Annotated in this window: 17 protein-coding genes and 1 pseudogene; 3 read left to right on the top strand and 15 right to left on the bottom strand. The window is 59.5% G+C overall.

What is annotated here, in order from left to right; genetic code table 11:
- Positions 1 to 24: 24 nt before the first annotated feature.
- The 7 genes from hutG to hutC form a co-directional block, all read right to left on the bottom strand.
- Positions 25 to 828 (bottom strand): N-formylglutamate deformylase, encoded by an 804-nt coding sequence (hutG, locus tag ACQRAX_RS09480; protein WP_412039940.1) that lies wholly within the window; start codon positions 826 to 828, stop codon positions 25 to 27.
- 10 nt (positions 829 to 838) lie between these two features.
- Positions 839 to 2,044 carry an imidazolonepropionase gene (gene hutI, locus ACQRAX_RS09475; RefSeq protein WP_412039941.1) on the bottom strand — a complete coding sequence of 402 codons (1,206 nt, stop codon included), beginning with the start codon at positions 2,042 to 2,044 and terminating at the stop codon, positions 839 to 841.
- A gap of 15 nt (positions 2,045 to 2,059) precedes the next feature.
- The gene (locus tag ACQRAX_RS09470) at positions 2,060 to 3,472 is read right to left on the bottom strand and encodes an amino acid permease (RefSeq protein ID WP_412039942.1); all 1,413 of its coding nucleotides are present in this window, start codon (positions 3,470 to 3,472) and stop codon (positions 2,060 to 2,062) included.
- 90 nt (positions 3,473 to 3,562) lie between these two features.
- Positions 3,563 to 5,095, bottom strand: coding sequence for a histidine ammonia-lyase (hutH, locus tag ACQRAX_RS09465; RefSeq protein WP_412039943.1), 1,533 nt, complete (start codon positions 5,093 to 5,095; stop codon positions 3,563 to 3,565).
- 67 nt (positions 5,096 to 5,162) lie between these two features.
- A complete protein-coding gene (gene hutU, locus ACQRAX_RS09460; RefSeq protein ID WP_412039944.1) occupies positions 5,163 to 6,842 on the bottom strand; it encodes a urocanate hydratase in 1,680 nt (559 codons plus the stop codon).
- A gap of 298 nt (positions 6,843 to 7,140) precedes the next feature.
- Positions 7,141 to 7,713 (bottom strand): HutD/Ves family protein, encoded by a 573-nt coding sequence (locus ACQRAX_RS09455; protein ID WP_412039945.1) that lies wholly within the window; start codon positions 7,711 to 7,713, stop codon positions 7,141 to 7,143.
- Positions 7,710 to 8,420: a histidine utilization repressor gene (gene hutC / locus ACQRAX_RS09450; protein WP_412040133.1), complete on the bottom strand. Its 711-nt coding sequence runs from the start codon at positions 8,418 to 8,420 to the stop codon at positions 7,710 to 7,712. The genes ACQRAX_RS09455 and hutC overlap by 4 nt, the downstream gene beginning before the upstream one ends.
- Positions 8,421 to 8,563: 143 nt before the next feature.
- Between hutC and ACQRAX_RS09445 the strand changes: the two genes are divergently transcribed.
- Positions 8,564 to 9,928 carry a formimidoylglutamate deiminase gene (locus tag ACQRAX_RS09445; RefSeq protein WP_412039946.1) on the top strand — a complete coding sequence of 455 codons (1,365 nt, stop codon included), beginning with the start codon at positions 8,564 to 8,566 and terminating at the stop codon, positions 9,926 to 9,928.
- A 116-nt stretch (positions 9,929 to 10,044) separates the two neighbouring features.
- Here ACQRAX_RS09445 and ACQRAX_RS09440 read toward each other — a convergent pair whose 3' ends face one another.
- The 5 genes from ACQRAX_RS09440 to ACQRAX_RS09420 all read right to left on the bottom strand — a co-directional run bounded on the left by ACQRAX_RS09440 (position 10,045) and on the right by ACQRAX_RS09420 (position 12,529).
- Positions 10,045 to 10,341: a hypothetical protein gene (locus ACQRAX_RS09440; protein ID WP_412039947.1), complete on the bottom strand. Its 297-nt coding sequence runs from the start codon at positions 10,339 to 10,341 to the stop codon at positions 10,045 to 10,047.
- Positions 10,338 to 11,051 carry a DUF4225 domain-containing protein gene (locus ACQRAX_RS09435; protein ID WP_412039948.1) on the bottom strand — a complete coding sequence of 238 codons (714 nt, stop codon included), beginning with the start codon at positions 11,049 to 11,051 and terminating at the stop codon, positions 10,338 to 10,340. The genes ACQRAX_RS09440 and ACQRAX_RS09435 overlap by 4 nt, the downstream gene beginning before the upstream one ends.
- Positions 11,048 to 11,533: an Hcp family type VI secretion system effector gene (locus ACQRAX_RS09430; RefSeq protein ID WP_412039949.1), complete on the bottom strand. Its 486-nt coding sequence runs from the start codon at positions 11,531 to 11,533 to the stop codon at positions 11,048 to 11,050. The genes ACQRAX_RS09435 and ACQRAX_RS09430 overlap by 4 nt, the downstream gene beginning before the upstream one ends.
- Positions 11,534 to 11,708: 175 nt before the next feature.
- On the bottom strand, positions 11,709 to 12,278 hold the full coding sequence (locus ACQRAX_RS09425) for a lipocalin family protein (protein ID WP_412039950.1): 570 nt from the start codon (positions 12,276 to 12,278) through the stop codon (positions 11,709 to 11,711).
- The gene (locus ACQRAX_RS09420) at positions 12,275 to 12,529 is read right to left on the bottom strand and encodes a lipoprotein (protein WP_045181840.1); all 255 of its coding nucleotides are present in this window, start codon (positions 12,527 to 12,529) and stop codon (positions 12,275 to 12,277) included. The genes ACQRAX_RS09425 and ACQRAX_RS09420 overlap by 4 nt, the downstream gene beginning before the upstream one ends.
- 236 nt (positions 12,530 to 12,765) lie before the next feature.
- Between ACQRAX_RS09420 and ACQRAX_RS09415 the strand changes: the two are divergent.
- A pseudogene (locus tag ACQRAX_RS09415) lies at positions 12,766 to 13,803 on the top strand (HAMP domain-containing protein); the annotation flags it as partial.
- A 66-nt stretch (positions 13,804 to 13,869) separates the two neighbouring features.
- Positions 13,870 to 14,658, top strand: a complete 789-nt coding sequence (locus ACQRAX_RS09410) for a methyl-accepting chemotaxis protein (RefSeq protein ID WP_412040134.1) — start codon at positions 13,870 to 13,872, stop codon at positions 14,656 to 14,658.
- Positions 14,659 to 14,772: 114 nt separating this feature from the next.
- On the opposite strand, the gene ACQRAX_RS09405 is transcribed toward ACQRAX_RS09410, so the two are convergent.
- The 3 genes from ACQRAX_RS09405 to ACQRAX_RS09395 form a co-directional block, all read right to left on the bottom strand.
- Positions 14,773 to 15,369, bottom strand: a complete 597-nt coding sequence (locus ACQRAX_RS09405) for a DUF924 family protein (protein ID WP_412039951.1) — start codon at positions 15,367 to 15,369, stop codon at positions 14,773 to 14,775.
- Between the two features lie 4 nt (positions 15,370 to 15,373).
- Entirely contained in the window at positions 15,374 to 16,384 is a 1,011-nt protein-coding gene (locus tag ACQRAX_RS09400; protein WP_273913673.1) for a class 1 fructose-bisphosphatase, read from the bottom strand.
- 142 nt (positions 16,385 to 16,526) lie between these two features.
- Positions 16,527 to 18,977 (bottom strand): glycogen/starch/alpha-glucan phosphorylase, encoded by a 2,451-nt coding sequence (locus tag ACQRAX_RS09395; RefSeq protein ID WP_412039952.1) that lies wholly within the window; start codon positions 18,975 to 18,977, stop codon positions 16,527 to 16,529.
- Positions 18,978 to 19,140 lie beyond the last annotated feature (163 nt).

Raw genomic sequence — 19,140 nt, 5'->3', positions numbered from 1 at the left:
TCTGCGACGGGCGGGCTTCATGCGTCAACTGCCATATCGGCTATTGGCCCAATCCAGCATTGTTTCCAACAGCCGCCGCAACACCACCTGAGTGGGTTGCGCCAGATCTTCGCGGTAAGCGAATGGTTCCACCTCCTCCATATAAGTGTTCTGCGCCAGCTCCAGCTGCACCGCATGGATGTGGTTCGCCGGGTCACCATAATGGCGGGTAATGTGGCCGCCTTTGAAGCGCCCGTTGAGCACATGGCTGTAACGCTCAGCTCGCGCGCACACCGCCTTCAGTTGCTCGGCCAGCGCCGGATCGCAACTGGCGCCATTGAAAGTACCCAGGTTGAAGTCGGGCAATTTGCCTTCAAACAAGTGCGGGATCTGCGAACGAATCGAATGGGCATCCCACAGCAGCGCATAGCCGAACTGCTCTCGTAGGCGGGACAGCTCACTACGAATGGTGTTGTGATACGGACGCCAGATTCCTTCCAGGTACTCTGCCCGCTCTTCGGCAGACGGTTCCTTGCCGGCCTGGAACAGCGGCTCGCCTTCAAAGAGGGTCGCCGGGTACAAGCCGGTGGTAGCGCCAGCGTATAGCGGCGTATCGTCGTCCGGACGGTTCAGGTCGATGACAAAGCGCGAGTACTCGGCCGCCACCACACTGGCGCCCAGTTCACGGGCGAAATTGTACAACTGCGGAATATGCCAGTCGGTGTCAGGTAGGCTTTGCGCCTGCGGCACCAGCCCGGCCTTGACCACAGGCGTCAGGCGCAGGCCAGCATGGGGCATGCTGATCAGCAGCGGCAAGCTGCCTTGATGAAAACTCAGTACCTTGTCCATAGGCCCTCCTTCAATTGAAAATTTCACGGCCCAGGCGCACCACCCGCTTGGACAGGTCACCTCCCAGCCAATAGCACAGATCCGCCGGACGCTCGATCTGCCAGGCAACGAAGTCTGCCACCTTACCTACCTCCAGCGAGCCGTGGGTTTTACCCAAACCCAGTGCGGCCGCGGCATGGGTAGTGACGCCCGCCAAAGCCTCTTCCGGGGTCATGCGGAACAAGGTACAGGCCATGTTCAACATCAGCCGCAGCGACAACGCTGGCGAGGTGCCGGGGTTGAGGTCACTGGCCACGGCAATCTTCACCCCGTGCTTGCGCAATGCGTCCATCGGCGGCAGTTGAGTCTCGCGCAAGAAGTAGAACGCGCCGGGTAACAGCACGGCAACGGTTCTAGCCGCCGCCATGGCTATGGCGTCGTCCTCGGTCATGAACTCTAGGTGATCGGCCGACAGCGCTTGATAACGCGCTGCCAGGCTGGAGCCTGCCAGCGACGATAATTGCTCGGCGTGCAGTTTGACCGGCAGATGCAGTTCACGTGCTTTGATAAATACGCGTTCGACCTGAGCCGGGGAAAACGCCAGGTACTCACAGAACGCATCCACCGCATCAACCAGACCTTCGGCGGCCAGGGCCGGGAGCATCTCGTCGCAGATGTGGGCAATGTAATCGTCGGCACGGTCCTTGTATTCAGGCGGCAAGGCGTGCGCGGCAAGGCAAGTGCTGCGCACGCTCAGCGGCAGCTCCTCACCCAGGCGGCGGATGACCTTGAGCATCTTGCGCTCATTGGCCAGGTCCAGGCCGTAACCGGACTTGATTTCCAGGGTGGTGACGCCATCACGCATCAGTGCCTGAACCCGCTGACGGGCGCTGGCGAACAACTCATCTTCAGTCGCCGCGCGGGTCGCCCGTACGGTGCTGGCAATACCGCCACCCTGGGCAGCGATCTCAGCATAGCTGACCCCTTGCAGACGCTGCTCGAACTCACCACTGCGATTGCCGCCAAACACCGCGTGGGTATGGCAATCGATCAGCCCTGGGGTGACCCAGGCGCCGCGCAGATCCACCGTTCGCTCGGCCGTCAGGTCCGGCAACGACTGCCGCGGGCCGATCCACTCGATGTGGCCGGCGCTGGTCACGATCGCCGCATCTTCGATGATCGAGTATGTGCCCTGGGCCATGCTCGCGACATGGCAGTGCTGCCAGAGGGTTCTCATGCTACGTCTCCGTTTCTAGCGATGAAGTTGGGAAGGATCCTGGGCCAGCGGTGCCTCGCCTTTCGCCACTCGCGGCTTGCACCACAGCAGGTAAGAAGCGACCAGGAACAACACCCAGACCACCCCAACCAGCAGCGCTGCCTGAGTATCAGGGAAATAACCGAGCACGCCGAACACAAACAGCATGAAGGCAATCGCCGCCGCAGGCCCGTAAGGCCAGAACGGCACCGGGAACTTGAGCTGGGCTACCTCTTCACGGCTCATGCTGCGGCGCATGGCAACCTGGGTGAGCAGAATCATCAACCAGACCCAGACAGTAGCAAAGGTAGCGATTGAGGCAATCAGCAGGAACACGTTTTCCGGAATCAGGTAGTTGAGCACGACCCCGCCCAGCAAGGCTGCGCCCATGACCATCACCGTCATCCACGGCACGCCATGACGGGATATTTTGGCAAAACCCTTGGGTGCATGACCTTGTTGGGCCAGGCCGTACATCATCCGCCCGGCGCCGAAGATGTCGCTGTTGATCGCCGACACCGCTGCCGAGATCACCACGATATTCAGCACAGTCGCCGCCGAGCCGATCCCAAGGTTACTGAAAATCTGCACAAACGGGCTGCCCTGGCTGCCAATCTGCGGCCACGGATACAGGCACATCAGTACGAACAAGGTCAGCACATAAAACAGCAAGATACGCATAGGTACGGCGTTGATCGCCTTGGGGATCACGCGCTGCGGGTCTTTGGCTTCGCCGGCAGTGATGCCGATGATTTCGATCCCACCGAAGGCGAACATCACCACCGCAAACGAAGCAATCAGGCCGCCGATGCCATTGGGCATGAAACCGCCATGGTCAAACAAGTTGCTCACACCCACCGCGTTACCGGCCTCGGCATTGCTCAGCCCGAACGCCATGATGCCGAAGCCGGCCAGAATCATTGCAACGATGGCGCCGACCTTGAGCAACGACAGCCAGAACTCCATCTCGCCAAACACTTTGACGTTGCACAGGTTCAGGCCGCCAATCAGGAAGACAATGCCCAGCACCCAGATCCAGCGGGCCACCTCCGGAAACCAGAAGCCCATATAGATGCCGAAGGCCGTGACGTCGGCCAGGCAGACGATGATCATTTCAAAGGCGTAGGTCCACCCCAGAATGAACCCAGACATCGGCCCCAGGTAGGTGTTGGCGTACTGGCCGAAGGAGCCGGACACCGGATTGTGCACGGCCATTTCACCCAGCGCGCGCATCACCATGAAAACAGCAGCACCACCAATCAGGTAGGCCAGTAATACCGCGGGGCCGGCCATCTGGATGGCCGAGGCAGAACCGTAGAACAGCCCGGTACCGATCGCCGAGCCCAATGCCATGAAGCGAATGTGACGCGCGTTCAATCCGCGCGTGAGTCCTTGTGCTTGAGTGTGCATTTCGCGTCCTGTTTTTGTTGTAAGCGAAAAGCGGCACGGACCCATAAAGGTCCGTGCGGCAGGTGGCTGGCACAATGGCCAGCCCGAGGGTCACAGGCTAGGCAGGACCTTGGCCGGCAGCAGGCCGGTCAGGTGACCTTCGGCCAGCAGGGCGATTGCCGCCTCGATGTCCGGGGCGAAGAAGCGGTCTTTCTCGTAGTAGGCGACCTTGCTGCGCAGGGTCTGGCGAGCTTGTTCGAGTTTCTGCGAAGTTTTCAAACCTTCACGCAGGTCCAGGCCCTGGCAAGCAGCCAGCCATTCCACAGCCAGAATGCCGCGCACGTTATCGCTCATTTCCCATAGGCGCTTGCCGGCAGCCGGGGCCATCGACACATGGTCTTCCTGGTTGGCAGAGGTCGGCAGGCTGTCGACGCTGTGCGGGTGAGCCAGAGCCTTGTTCTCGCTGGCCAGTGCTGCGGCGGTCACTTGGGCGATCATGAAGCCCGAGTTAACGCCGCCGTTAGCCACCAGGAACGGCGGCAGCTGGGACATGTGCTTGTCCATCATCAGCGAGATGCGGCGTTCGCTGAGCGAACCGATTTCAGCGATAGCCAGAGCCATGTTGTCGGCCGCCATGGCGACAGGTTCGGCGTGGAAGTTGCCACCGGAGATCACGTCACCTTCGTTGGCAAATACCAGCGGGTTGTCGGACACGGCGTTGGCCTCGACCACCAGCACTTCGGCTGCCTGACGGAACTGGGTCAGGCACGCGCCCATGACCTGTGGCTGGCAGCGCAAGGAGTACGGGTCTTGCACCTTACCGCAGTTCTGATGCGAGGCCGACACTTCACTGCCGTCACCGAGCAGGTCGCGGTAACAGGCAGCGGCGTCGATCTGGCCGCGCTGGCCACGGGCCTCATGGATACGGGCATCGAACGGCGAGCGCGAACCCAGTACGGCTTCAACCGTCAGGGCACCAACCGACATCGCGGCGGCGAATAGGTCTTCCCCTTCGAACAGGCCGCGTAAGGCAAAGGCCGTTGACGCCTGGGTGCCGTTGAGCAAGGCCAGACCCTCTTTGGCCGCCAGGGTCAGAGGCTCAAGACCGGCAACCGCCAGGGCTTCGGTGGCCGACAGCCACTGACCCTTGTGGCGGGCCTTGCCTTCGCCGAGCAGCACCAGCGACATATGTGCCAGCGGCGCCAGGTCGCCGGATGCCCCCACCGAACCTTTAAGTGGAATGTGTGGGTAAACCTCAGCGTTGATCAGCGCGATCAGCGCATCAATGACCTTGCGGCGAATACCGGAGAAACCACGGCTCAGGCTGTTGACCTTGAGCACCATGATCAGGCGTACCAGGGCATCATCGATTGGCGCGCCAACACCAGCGGCGTGGGACAGCACCAGCGAACGCTGCAGGTTTTCCAGGTCGTGGCTGGCGATACGGGTCGAGGCCAGCAGGCCGAACCCGGTGTTGATGCCGTAGGCGGTGCGGTTTTCCGCCAGGATCTGCTCGACACAAGCGACACTCGCCTCGATCTGCTGATCGGCGCTGGCATCCAGCTTGAGTTTTACCGGCTGCTTGTAGATTGCACGCAGCTGAGCCAGGGTCAGGGTGCCGGGCTTCAGGGTCAATTCAGTCACGTTAATGCTCCGTACTCGTGAGGCGTATTCGCCTGCATAGATATCAGTATCAACCAATTGGCGAAGATCAGCCTGTGATCATCGGCAGATTCAAGCCTTGTTCCTTGGCGCAGTCGATGGCGATCTGGTAACCGGCATCGGCGTGACGCATGACACCGGTGGCCGGGTCGTTGTGCAGAACACGCGCGATACGCTCGGCCGCTTCATCGGTACCGTCGCAGACGATCACCATGCCCGAGTGCTGGGAAAAGCCCATGCCGACGCCGCCACCGTGGTGCAGCGAGACCCAGGTCGCGCCGCTGGCGGTGTTGAGCAGGGCATTGAGCAGCGGCCAGTCAGAGACGGCGTCGGAGCCATCCTGCATGGATTCGGTTTCGCGGTTCGGGCTGGAAACCGAGCCCGAGTCCAGGTGGTCGCGACCGATAACGATCGGGGCCGACAGCTCGCCGCTACGGACCATCTCGTTGAAGGCCAGACCCAACTTGGCGCGCTGGCCCAGGCCGACCCAGCAGATACGTGCAGGCAGCCCCTGAAAGCTGATGCGCTCGCGGGCCATATCCAACCAGTTGTGCAGGTGAGCGTCGTCGGCGATCAGCTCTTTGACCTTGGCGTCGGTCTTGTAGATGTCTTCAGCGTTGCCCGACAGCGCTGCCCAGCGGAACGGACCAATACCGCGGCAGAACAGTGGACGGATGTAGGCCGGCACGAAGCCAGGGAAATCGAATGCATTGCTGACACCTTCTTCCTTGGCCATCTGACGGATGTTGTTGCCGTAGTCGAAGGTCGGGATACCTTGCTTCTGGAAATCGAGCATGGCCTGTACGTGCACGGCCATCGATTGCTTGGCGGCCTTGACCACGGCTGCAGGGTCGGTCTGGGCGCGGTCGCGGTACTGTTCCCAGGTCCAGCCGGCCGGCAGGTAGCCGTTGAGCGGATCGTGGGCGCTGGTCTGGTCGGTAACCATGTCCGGGCGCACGCCACGCTTGACCAGTTCAGGCAGGATTTCGGCAGCGTTGCCCAGCAGGGCAATGGAGATAGCCTTGCCTTCGGCGGTGTACTTGGCGATGCGCGCCAGGGCGTCGTCCAGGTCCTTGGCCTGTTCGTCGACATAGCGGCTGCTCAGGCGGAAGTCGATGCGGCTCTGCTGGCATTCGATGTTCAGCGAGCAGGCACCGGCCAGGGTCGCGGCCAGTGGCTGGGCACCGCCCATGCCGCCCAGACCTGCGGTCAGTACCCATTTGCCCTTGAGGCTGCCATTGTAGTGCTGGCGACCAGCCTCGACGAAGGTCTCGTAGGTGCCCTGAACGATGCCCTGGCTGCCGATGTAGATCCAGCTACCAGCGGTCATCTGGCCGTACATGGCCAGGCCCTTGGCGTCCAGTTCGTTGAAGTGTTCCCAGTTGGCCCAGTGCGGTACCAGGTTGGAGTTAGCGATCAGCACGCGCGGGGCATTAGCGTGGGTCTTGAATACGCCGACCGGCTTGCCCGACTGCACCAGCAGGGTTTCGTCTTCGTTCAGGTTGGTCAGGCTCTCGACGATCTTGTCGTAGCACTCCCAGTTTCGCGCGGCACGGCCGATACCGCCATAAACCACCAGTTCCTTGGGGTTCTCTGCCACTTCCGGATCGAGGTTGTTCATCAGCATGCGCAGCGGTGCTTCAGTCAGCCAGCTTTTGGCGGTGAGCTTGTTGCCGCGGGCTGCGCGGATTTCGACGTCACGGAATTTTTTGAAATTGTTGTCAGTCACGGAAATGGCTCCTAAGCGATCAGTCCAAACCAACCCAGGCATTGGGTGTGTCATGGCACTCATACAAACACATATTTACTTGTATGTACAAGCATAGGCAATTGAAATGCCAACTTTTCAGGAGCACCGCTGGCCACACTGAAAAGCAGGCGCCAGAGCCCCGCAATGCCGGGCGTTGATCAGCAAAAATAAATTTCCAGGGGATAAACGGTGCAGAGGGACCGACCAGTGGCGTTGCACCACGCTGGGACAATCGGTATCAGCCCCGGCCGAAATGCTCGGCCGAGGCGTAACAATCTCAGTGCGGGGTCAACTCGATCAGGCAGCAGCGGCCTTGCACATTCAAGGTCTGTAGGGTGCCGCTACCTTGCAGTTGGAGGCAGTCGTAACGTCCGAGTAACTGGTCGCCCTGTCCGGCCAAGGTGACCTCCACCTGGGAAGCAGCGGCAAACAGCAACAAGGTCGAAGCCGAGCTAAACACCCGCTGGCTGCCATCGAGCCACTGCAGGCGGGCACGGTATCGCTCGGGGGAATAAATCAGGTTGAAATCACGGATTGAGCCGCCGAGCAAAGTACAGCTGACCTGGCTTTCCCCCCTGAAGGCAAAGGCATCGAAAGGCAACAACGGTCGTGTGGTCTGGCCATCAACCTGCAAACGCATGCCCTCGCCTTCAAGCACAGTAATGATCCGCTGATACCCGGCGAAACTGGAAAACCCACCCGACTCGGCGATGTCGGCAATCGACAGTCGCCAGCCAAAACCCTCCAGGCCTTCACCAGCATCGCGGGTGATCTCTTCGGTACTGCCGCCGCCGTTCTTCCACGGCATGCGGGGGTAGTCTTTGGCGCGTAAAACCTGCAACTGGCTCATTTGCTGAAGCGTCCTTCCAGACGATGACGGGAACCGGGATGAATCAGACGAGCGGCAGTCACTGGCTGGCGTCCCGACCAGGTACGGCGGCGGATCAGCAGGCACGGCTCGCCTTGTTCGATTTGTAGCAGTCGGCATTCTTCTGGCTCGGCAAGGATCGCCTCGACCACATGCTCGCCCTCGGTCAGCGGCGCTACCTGAGAGAGATAGGCGTAAGGCGTCTGCCGGGTGAAATCCTGCTTGAGGTAATCCGGGGCGATCTGCGCGTTAACGAAGCGGTCTTCGATCTGCACGGCAATGCCGTTCTCGTAATGCACGATCAGCGAGTGGAAGACGCGCTGGCCTTCACGCATATCCAGCGCCAGCGCGCGCTCGGAGCCGGCCGTTTCCTCAGCAAGCGTAATTACCTTGCAGGTGTGCTGGTGGCCGCGAGCGGCGATTTCGTCTGCAATATTGTTGACCTCGAACAGCGCCGAGCGGGTCTTGGGCTCGGCGACGAAGGTACCGACCCCTTGCATGCGCACCAGCAAGCCTTCAGCGGTGAGTTCTCGCAGGGCGCGGTTGATCGTCATGCGGCTGAAGCCCAGCTCGCTGACCAGCTCGCTTTCCGACGGCACGCGATGGTGCGGCGGCCAGCTGCCATTCTGGATCTGCTGGGCAATCATCTGCTTAACCCGGGCGTACAGTGGCGCCGGCCCCTCGCCCATCTGGGCAACCAGCGCGGAGACAGGAGGTGTCGGCACGGAAAATATCCTTGTTCGGTTGAATGAACGGTAGCTTGCCGGAGTTTACCCAGCAGGCAAACGTCTGTATATGTATATACAAATAAACCCAATGAGGTGTTGCGTCGATGTCCGTCTTCTTTGCCGAGCGCGCTCTGCTGCCTACGGGCTGGGCCGAAAACGTCCGAATCGAGGTCGGTGCCGATGGCCTGCTGGCCAGTCTACAAACCGATGCATCAGCTGAAGGCGCCGAGCGTTTGGCTGGCCCCCTGCTGCCAGGTATGCCCAACCTGCATTCTCATGCATTCCAGCGTGCCATGGCCGGTCTGGCCGAAGTGGCCGGCAACCCCAATGACAGCTTCTGGACCTGGCGCGAGCTGATGTACCGCTTGGTCGGCAAGATAAGCCCCGAGCAATTGCAGATCATCGCTCGCCAGCTGTATATCGAAATGCTCAAGGCCGGCTACACCTCGGTTGCCGAATTCCACTATGTGCACCATGACACCCAGGGCCAGGCTTACGCCGATCCGGCCGAGCTTTCCTTACGCATCAGTCAGGCGGCCAGCGCCAGTGGCATTGGCCTGACCTTGCTGCCTGTGCTCTACAGCTACTCAGGTTTTGGTGGGCAAACGCCGAACGAAGGCCAGCGCCGCTTTATCAACAGCACCGAACGGTACCTGAGCCTGCAATCACGCCTGGCACCGCTGTTGGCCAAGCAATCGGCGCAAGTCCTGGGCCTGTGCTTTCACTCCCTGCGCGCGGTCACCCCGGAGCAAATTGCTCAGGTTCTGGCGGCCAGCGACAAGACCTGCCCGGTGCATATCCATATCGCCGAACAGCAAAAAGAAGTCGACGACTGCCTGGCCTGGAGTGGGCGTCGGCCGTTGCAATGGCTGTTTGAAAACACCGAAGTCGATCAGCGCTGGTGCCTGGTCCACGCCACTCATGCCGAAGCTGACGAAATCGCCCTAGTGGCCCGTAGCGGTGCCGTCGCAGGCTTGTGCCTGACTACCGAAGCCAACCTCGGTGACGGCATCTTTCCGGCAGTGGATTACCTGGCCCAGGGCGGGCGCCTGGGGATTGGCTCCGACAGCCATGTGTCGCTGAGCGTGGTCGAGGAACTGCGCTGGCTGGAATATGGCCAGCGTTTGCGGGACCAGCGGCGCAACCGCCTCCATCGCGGTAACCAGCCGATGGTTGGACGGACCTTGTATGACGCGGCGTTAAGCGGCGGCGCGCAGGCGCTGGGGCAGCCGATTGGCGAATTGGCGGTAGGCAAGCGGGCGGATTGGCTGGTGCTCGATGGCAACGATCCGTATCTGGCGACCGCCAGTGAAGATGGCATTCTCAATCGCTGGCTGTTTGCCGGAGGGGATCGTCAGGTGCGGGATGTGATGGTCAACGGCCGGTGGGTGGTGCGCCAGGGGCGGCATGCCCAGGAAGAGGAAAGTGCGCAGGCGTTTACCGGGGTGCTAAAGGCATTATTGGGTTGATACATTTAAAACGTGCCTTGCTCTCGTTAAAGAGCAAGGCATCAGTGATATTAGATCTCTTCTTCTCTCTTCATTCAAAAAAGTTGCCGAGACAGAAGCTTCTGCGTGAAGCACATTCAACCGTTCTGCGAGCGATCAGTTTTCATCGGGATGAAAGTCGCTTGTACAACTGCACCAATTAGCGCTGGCCAAAGAACAAGTGGATATTCATCAACCCAGCTGGAGACATCACCAACAAACAACATCCTTTCATGCATTGCGAGCCCCAGGTGAATCGAACTCAAAAACATATTAAACAAAATACAAAACAACGCCCCTGAATAGCCTAAGTCAGGGCCAGTAAAAAAAACCTTGAAAAACCGGCCAAGCCACAACCCCAGAATAAGAATAGCCAAATACAGAATAAGCGTCATTTAACTAGCGCTTCCTGGATCTGATCAATACTTTGGATGCTTGCCGCTCCTTCGATGGTAAGAGAAAAGCCGCCGGTGACTCTAAAAGATCGGACATAATCCGACTGGATATTATAAAACAAACGCCAAGACCCCGGCTTTATGACCATTCTTAACAAGCCATAAACAGAGAGCCCCAGATCTGTAGCCGCATAAGCAAGATCCCCCTCCGCTTTATCCCCGCCTAGCGCCTTGGATACATTGTGGTACCCCTTTCTTACCGGCCCCTCCACATCGGTGCGGCCTTCAACAATATTCCGGCCACCCTCATATATGTTGTTGGCCCCGTGAGCCATCAATGGAACACCCGCCACAAAACAAAGCGTTCCCACTGAGGTGTAACAAATACTCGCTCCCGTTGCTACCTGCGCGGCGCCGGCAACTACACCTATGCTTTTTCTGCCTATCTCAACGGTCTTTGTCGCCAACCTGCGCATCGTCTGAGTGAGCTCAGAAAGCCCCTGCTCAGGTGTCTTTTCACCCAGAGCAACGTCGTCCACTACTCGCTTGGCATAATAGGCAAACTCCCGATTAAACTGCATTCGCAATCTACCATCGCGCAGAAGCTGCGCACTTGAGGTACATGCCTGTTTCGTCAAGCGCACGGCAGCGTCGCTCACCTCCCAATAAGCATTACTGTCCAGAGGAAAAGGTGAGGGGCGACTGCTCATTCGTCTTCACTCCAGAAACAGGAGCCACTGGTACCCGCGAGGTGGTGGGTCCAGATAATACTGCGATAGCGAATGGAGAGTTGCTCTTGAGTTTCGGCCTCACTGTGCAGGACCGCATGGGGCATATCGAGCATCAGATCGGCGACCTGCGCGTCGCCCAGCTTAATGGTGTAGTACTTCTCTTGAGTGCCATATGAAGAGGTACGATAGAAACTGATAGTGCAATCAATTACCTCCCGATTGGTCAGAGCCTGCGCCAAGAGCGGTGATGACTTGTCGATATTCTTGGTGATGACGATGGGACCGTGTGTGGCGCGATTGATATTGCCAACATTTGTCATGCCGTGATTCAGCGCCAGCACCATGATCTCGTCCGTATGCCCCGCTTGGCATTTGTTGCCAATAGACTCCTGACTTGAGCACCCGGCGGAGATAAGCCCTTGCGTCTTACCTGTGATGGTTATGTAGCCGTGACTCGCCATATGCGTAACTCCCTGTTGTCAGAGAGCGCAGCTTAATTTTTGGGTGCTAGAGGGTATGTAGGATGCTTCCGTAAATTGTTACAGGCGTATGTTACATCTGCAATCGCGGGGCAAGCCCGCACCTACCGGCTACCTATCTGCACCGGTGGGATCGGACTTGCCCCGCGAAAAGGCCTCACTGCCTATTCACAGCCATATCCTTATCCGCCACCCGCCAGATCAAACGGTTGGTGTCGTAGCCTTGCTGACGCGCCTTGGCCAGCAGGCTTTCCCGCTGCCAGGCCGGAACATTCAACTTGCGCGAAAGTATCCAGAGGTACTTGCGGTCCGGGGTACCCACTAACGCGTTCTGATAGTCATCACCGACATACAGCACCCAGTATTCGCCCTTGAGCCCACCCGGCAGCAGTTTCGAAAACCAGTTGTCGAACGCCACCCAGAGCTTGTCAGTCTTGCCTGGGACTTGTGCCGTAGCGCTGCCGCTGGCTTCCTGCCACTCACCTTCTAGAGTCATGCACCGGTTGAGCACACCCACCGAGCCATCGGGCCGGAGGTTGTAGTGGGCTTCGGACTGGGCGCAATCGCGCTGGAAGAACATCGGTAGGTGCGCCAACTCAAACCATTTGCCCTGGTAACGCTTGAGGTCGACGCTGTCGACCGTCTTCGGCGGTATCGGCCCCATCCCCGAGTTGGCACAGCCGCCCAAAACCAGGGCGGCGCACAAAGCCAGCAGCAGCGATTTCATTTGAGCCCCTGCCCGGAGTACATCAGCACCTTGTCAGCCGCGTATTGCACGCTGATAAAGGTTTTCTCATCGCCCCAGGTGCAACTGGACATACCCAGTGCGCCAGAGCACTCCTTCGGTGCGCCAAGCAGTTTTTCAACCTCAGCCTTGGCCATGCCGGCTTTGAGCTGTGAATAGTTTTCCTGGTTGATCTTGTTGCACGCAGTTAGAAACACGCACAAGGACAGCAGGGCGAGGGAACGCAACGACATGAAAGGTCACTCCTGGACATGAGGGTGCAGGCGCAGTGGCCTACCGACAGCTTAGAAGGGCAAAAGTCCTTCTGGTTCCCGAGTCTTTGCGCTTTCCTGACGTCAATTGCCTGCCTTTGGTCGTATAGGCCATCTCAGCGGTTAATCTTTTCTTCGCACTGGACGACACAGGGGTGCGCTGCGACCGATTGCCGCGCCCCCTTCCGCTGACCCGCCTTGTGCAGACAGACCTCGCAATGACAAAAAACCTGAAATTCAGCCACAAGATTTTGCTCGCCGCCGCTCTGGTGGTCGCTGTTGCTTTCACCTGCTTTGTCCTGTTCAACGATTACCGCCAGCGTCAAACCCTGCGCAGCAATACCGAAGCCTCCATGCAGGAGCTCGGCAGTTTGACCAGCAACAACATCCAGACCTGGCTGCAAAGCCGCATCCAGATCCTGCAATCGCTATCGCAACAAGTAGCCAACGATGGCGCCAGCAAGGACAGCCTGACTCGTAGCCTCAATCTGCCGGTGTATAGCAGTAACTTTCTCCTGACCTATTTCGGCGGCCAGGACGGCTACATGCAATCGGTGCCGCTGGGCAGCCGCCCTGTCGACTACGACCCGCGCGTGCGCGGTTGGTATAAGGCCGCCAGCGCTGCTGGCCAGACCATCGTTACCGAGCCCTACATTTCGACCTCGGCAAACAAGCTGGTGATCACCCTGGCCACGCCGGTACAGCATCAAGGCCGGATGATCGGCGTCAGCGGTGCCGACACTGACCTCGATAGCATCAGTGCGATCATCAACGCACTGAACTTCGATGGTCATGGCCAAGCGTTCATCGTTAACGGCGCCGGCAAGATTCTGGTGCACCCCGATGCCAAACTGGTACTCAAAGACCTCAGTGAGGCCTACCCACAGAGCACACCGCAAATCGCTGGCGGGCTCAAGCAAACCGAGCGCGACGGCCGCCCGCAGTTCATCACCTTCACCAAGGTCAACGGTGTGCCTTCGGCCGACTGGTATGTCGCCCTGGAGCTCGACCAGAATTTCGCCTTCGCCATGCTCAGCGAGCTGCGTACCTCGGCGATTGTTGCCACGGTGATTGCGGTACTGATCATCATCGCCCTGCTCGGCCTGCTGATCCGCGTATTGATGGAGCCGCTGCACGTTATGGGTCGGGCGATGCATGACATCGCCGAAGGCGAAGGCGATCTCACTCGCCGCCTGCGCATCCATGGTCAGGACGAATTCGGCAGCCTTGGTCAGTCGTTCAACCGCTTTGTCGAACGCATCCATGAGTCGATCCGTGAAGTATCCTCGGCCACCGGTCAGGTCAACGAAGTCGCCTTGCGGGTGATCAGTGCCTCGAATGCCTCAATCCATAATGCTGACCAGCAAGCCAGCCGGACCAGCAGCGTAGCGGCGGCGATTAACCAATTGGGTGCCGCCGCCCAAGAAATTGCCCAGAACGCCGCCCTCGCCTCGCAGCACTCCAGCGATGCACGCAACCTGGCCTCAGAGGGTCAGCAAGTGGTTGAGCAGACCATTGAGGTGATGAACCAGCTGTCGGCGAAGATCAGCGACTCGTGCGACAACATCGAAACACTCAATGCCAACACGGTGAACATCGGCCAGATCCTCGAAGTGATCAGCGGTATTTCCCAGCAGACCAACCTGCTGGCGCTCAACGCTGCGATCGAAGCCGCGCGTGCCGGTGAAGCAGGACGCGGCTTTGCCGTGGTCGCCGATGAGGTACGCAACCTCGCGCACCGCACCCAGGACTCGGCACAACAGGTACAGCGCATCATCGAAGAACTACAGGCCGGTGCTCGCGTCGCGGTGAGCACCATGACCGAAAGCCAGAGCCACAGTGAACACAGTGTGGGCATCGCCAATCAGGCGGGTGCGCGCCTGGGCAGTGTGACTCAACGCATCGGTGAGATTGATGGCATGAACCAGTCGGTGGCCACCGCCACCGAAGAGCAGACGGCCGTGGTCGAGTCGATCAATGTCGACATCACCGAGATCAATACATTGAATCAGGAAGGGGTGGAGAACCTGCAAGCGACCTTGCGGGCCTGCAATGACCTGGAGAATCAGGCCAGTCGGTTGAAGCAGTTGGTGGGTAGTTTCAGAATCTAAACACAACAACCCGTAGGAGCCGGCCTCGGCGATGGGGTGCATAGCAGCCCCCATTGGCAAGACGCTGTCTTGCATCGCCGGCAAGGCCGGCTCCTACAGGTCGGTGAAGCTCGCTCAGAACCTGGAACCCGGCTCCAACAAGAAATCCATCTCTTCATCGGTACTCGGCCGATTCAGCAGCAGATTGCGATGCGGAAACCGGCCAAAGCGGGCAATTACCCGCTGGTGCTGCTCGGCATAATCGAGGAAACCCTCGAACAAACGCCGGTCACTGTCCGGCTGAGCATCGAGTAACAAGCGATAACGCTCAATGCTGACGTTCTGCCAATCCAGCACTTCGGCATGCTCAAGCACCAACAGGATGAACACCCGCTGAATCGGCAACAACTGGTAATCCCAGGCCTTGTCCAGACCTTGCATCACCAGCACCTGCGCCCGCCGGTCGCCATCGAAGGCGCGCGGCGTGTCGCGGTGGATCATGCGCGGCAGCTGGTCAAGCAACAAGACCAGGCCCAGCCAGCCCTGAGGGCTTTGCAGCCACTCATCCAGACCACCCGCCAGGGCTTGCTCGACCAAGTCGCCGAAACGCTCCTGCGCCTCGACGTCGTGATGCTTGCCAAACCACAGCGTGCTCTTCTCGTCAGCGACGTCCTGGGGACTGGTGCCCCATCCGAACCACCACTCCAGTAACGGCTGCCAAGGTGCGAGCATGGACTTACTCCTGGTGATAACCGGTAACGCGCTCGACTTCCTGCTTGGAACCGAGGAACACTGCCACACGCTGGTGCAGGCTCTCAGGCTGGATGTCGAGGATGCGCTGGCGACCGTCGGTGGAAGCACCGCCGGCCTGTTCGATGATGAAAGACATCGGGTTGGCTTCGTACATCAGACGCAGCTTGCCCGGTTTGGACGGCTCACGTGCGTCACGTGGGTACATGAACAGGCCGCCACGGGTCAGGATGCGGTGCACATCGGCAACCATCGAGGCGATCCAACGCATGTTGTAGTTCTTTTTCAGCGGCCCGGTTTCACCGGCCAGCAGTTCGCCGACATAGCGGGTCACCGGCTCTTCCCAGTGACGCTGGTTGGACATGTTGATGGCGAATTCAGCGGTGGTTTCCGGCACCTGGATGTTCTCGTGGGTCAGCACGAAGCTGCCCAGTTCGCGGTCCAGGGTGAAACCCTTGACGCCGTTGCCCAAGGTCAGGATCAGCATGGTTTGCGGGCCATAGATCGCGTAACCGGCGGCAACCTGCTCAGTGCCTGGCTGCAGGAAGGCCTGTTCATTGAGGCTTTCGTTCTGGCTCAGGTACTCGTTAGGGCAACGCAGTACCGAGAAGATGGTGCCGACCGACACGTTGACGTCGATGTTCGACGAACCGTCCAGTGGGTCGAATACCAGCAGGTAGGCGCCTTTCGGGTACTTACCCGGGATCTGATAGGCGTTGTCCATTTCTTCGGACGCCATGCCGGCCAGGTGACCGCCCCACTCGTTGGCTTCAAGGAGGATGTCGTTGGAGATCACGTCCAGCTTCTTCTGGACTTCGCCCTGCACGTTTTCAGTGCCCATGCTGCCCAGAACGCCGCCCAGCGCGCCCTTGGAAACGTTATGGCTGATCTCCTTGCACGCACGCGCCACCACTTCGATCAGGAAGCGCAGATCGGCAGGGGTACTGTTGCTGCGGGTCTGCTCAATCAAATAGCGACTCAGGGTAACGCGGGACATGTAAGGCTCCGAAGGAAGGGGGTAGTAAAAACCCCCGCAGTTTACAGGGAGAGTGCAGCGCTAGCGAGCTATCCGACGCGCTTGCCCGATCAGACGGTACTTTGGCCCGAGAGTTCACCGCTCTCGGGCCACCATGTGGAGCCTAGTCGAGGGCTTTCCAAATTTGCCGAGCGTACTCGCCAATGGTCCGATCCGAGGAGAACCAGCCCATCCGCGCGGTGTTCAGCACAGCAACTCGCCACCACTGTTTGGGATCGTGCCAGAGCGCCTCAACCCGGCGCTGGGCATCCCAATAGGCATCAAAGTCGGCACAAACCAGAAAGCGATCATGGGCGACCAGAGAGTCCACCAGGCCCACATAGCGTGCCGGATCATCCGGAGAGAACACCCCGCCACGAATTGCCTGGAGCACATCATTGAGCCGACTCGACGCGGCGATGGCGGCATTGGCGCCAAAGTCGCCACTGCGCTTGCGCGCCTCCACCTGTTGCGCGGTCAGGCCAAAGATGAACATGTTCTCGGTACCGACCTGCTCACTCATCTCCACGTTGGCGCCATCGAGGGTGCCGATGGTCAACGCGCCGTTGAGGCCGAACTTCATGTTGCTGGTGCCCGATGCCTCGTACCCGGCGGTAGATATCTGTTCGGAGAGGTCCGCGGCGGGAATGATGCTTTCCGCCAGGCTGACGTTGTAGTTGGGCAGGAACACCACCTTGAGCAAGCCGCGCACCGTCGGGTCATTGTTCACCACCCGGGCGATGTCGTTGCTCAGCTTGATGATCAGCTTGGCCTGGTGATAGCTGGCTGCCGCCTTGCCGGCGAAGATCTTCACCCGCGGCGCCCAGAGGGTGCTGGGTTCGGAACGGATTGCCTGGTACAACGCCACGGTATGCAGCAGGTTCAACAGCTGGCGTTTGTACTCGTGGATGCGCTTGACCTGCACATCGAACATCGCCTCGGGGTTGACCGTAATGCCCACACGCTCCTGAATCAGGCTGGCCAGAGCCCGTTTACTGTGCAACCGCTGCTCGGCAAATTGCTTGCGGAACGACGCCTTGTCGGCAAAAAGGTCAAGGTCGCACAGGCGTCCTTGCGGGTTGTCCAGCACGTCCTCACCCAGGGCCTCGACCAGCATACCGGTCAGTTGCGGGTTAGCCTGATACAACCAGCGACGGAAGGTGATGCCGTTGGTCTTGTTGTTGATCCGCTCGGGGTAGAGTTTGTGCAGCTCGGCAAACACGGTACTGCGCATCAGCTTGGTGTGCAGCGCCGACACACCATTGATGCTGTGCGAGCCCAGAAACGCCAGGTTGCCCATGCGCACACGTCTGCCGTTGTCTTCTTCGATCAACGACACCGCGCGCAGCACGTCAAAATCATGAATACCTTTGGCCCGCAGGGCATCGATGTGAAAGGCATTGATCAGGTAGATGATCTGCATATGTCGCGGCAACATGCGCTCCATCAGACCGACCGACCAGGTTTCCAGGGCTTCGGGCAGCAAGGTGTGATTGGTGTAGGCCAGGGTGTTGACGGTCAAGTGCCAAGCGGTGTCCCAGGGCACTTCGTGTTGGTCGACGAGCAAACGCATCAACTCCGCCACCGCAATCGAAGGGTGAGTATCGTTGAGCTGGATCGCCGCTGACTCATGTAGGTTGAGCAGGCTGTCGTGCATGTTCAGGTGACGGCGGAGCAAGTCTTGCAATGAGGCGCAGACGAAAAAGTATTCCTGGCGCAGGCGCAGCTCCTGCCCGGCCTCGGTGCTGTCCGCCGGGTACAACACCCGCGAAATACTTTCGGCGCGAGCCACTTCGGCCACCGCGCCCAAGTGATCGCCCGCATTGAAGCGCTCCAGGTGCAACTCTTCCAGGGCCCGAGCCCGCCACAGGCGCAGGGTGTTGACGCTGGCGCCGCGCCAGCCAACCACCGGCGTGTCATAGGCCACCGCGCGCACGGTCTCGGCCGGCCACCACACCTGACGCTGCTGGCCATTGGCATCCTGCACCGTTTCAACGCTGCCACCGAAACTGATCGGATAGATCACCTCAGCCCGCTCAAATTCCCAGGGGTTGCCGAAATCCAGCCAGTTTTCGGTCTGTTCCTGCTGCCAGCCATCGACCACGGCCTGACGGAACAGGCCATGCTCGTAACGAATACCGTAGCCATGAGCGGCAATGCCCAAGGTCGACATACTTTCCATGAAACAGGCCGCCAGACGCCCAAGCCCGCCATTGCCCAACGCTGCATCCGGCTCCAGCAAACGAATGCGTTCAAGGTCGACATCAAGCCCACTGAGCGCCTCGCGGGCGATGTCGAGCAGGCCCAGGTTGCTCAAGCTGTCGTACAGCAAACGGCCAATGAGGAACTCCAGGGACAGGTAATACACCCGCTTTTGGCTGCTGCGGTAAATCTGCCGGGTATGGTCCATCCAGTGATCGACCATATGATCACGCGCGGCCAAAGCGATGGCTTCGAACCAGTCATGGTCGAAGGCGTGTTCCGGGTCCTTGCCGACCGCGTAAGTCAATTTATCCAGTACAGCGGTGCGAAAAGCGACCACCTCTGCGTCACGAGCGAGTGGTTCCTGAGACATGCGACGTCCTCGATCAGATTGACGAATGCGGATGGAGATTTCTCAGCCTAGACCGTTCGACACAGAGCGAAAGCGCAGGTTCGGCAGTTTCTGTGCAAAAGCGTTAGCTGTTAGAAGCGTAACCGGCAAATGGTTGTTCACATTTTGACCAACTCCGGTATGA

The sequence above is a fragment of the Pseudomonas sp. UM16 genome, assembly GCF_050312595.1.
Taxonomy (GTDB): domain Bacteria; phylum Pseudomonadota; class Gammaproteobacteria; order Pseudomonadales; family Pseudomonadaceae; genus Aquipseudomonas.
This window is presented reverse-complemented; position numbering and strand designations above follow the sequence as displayed.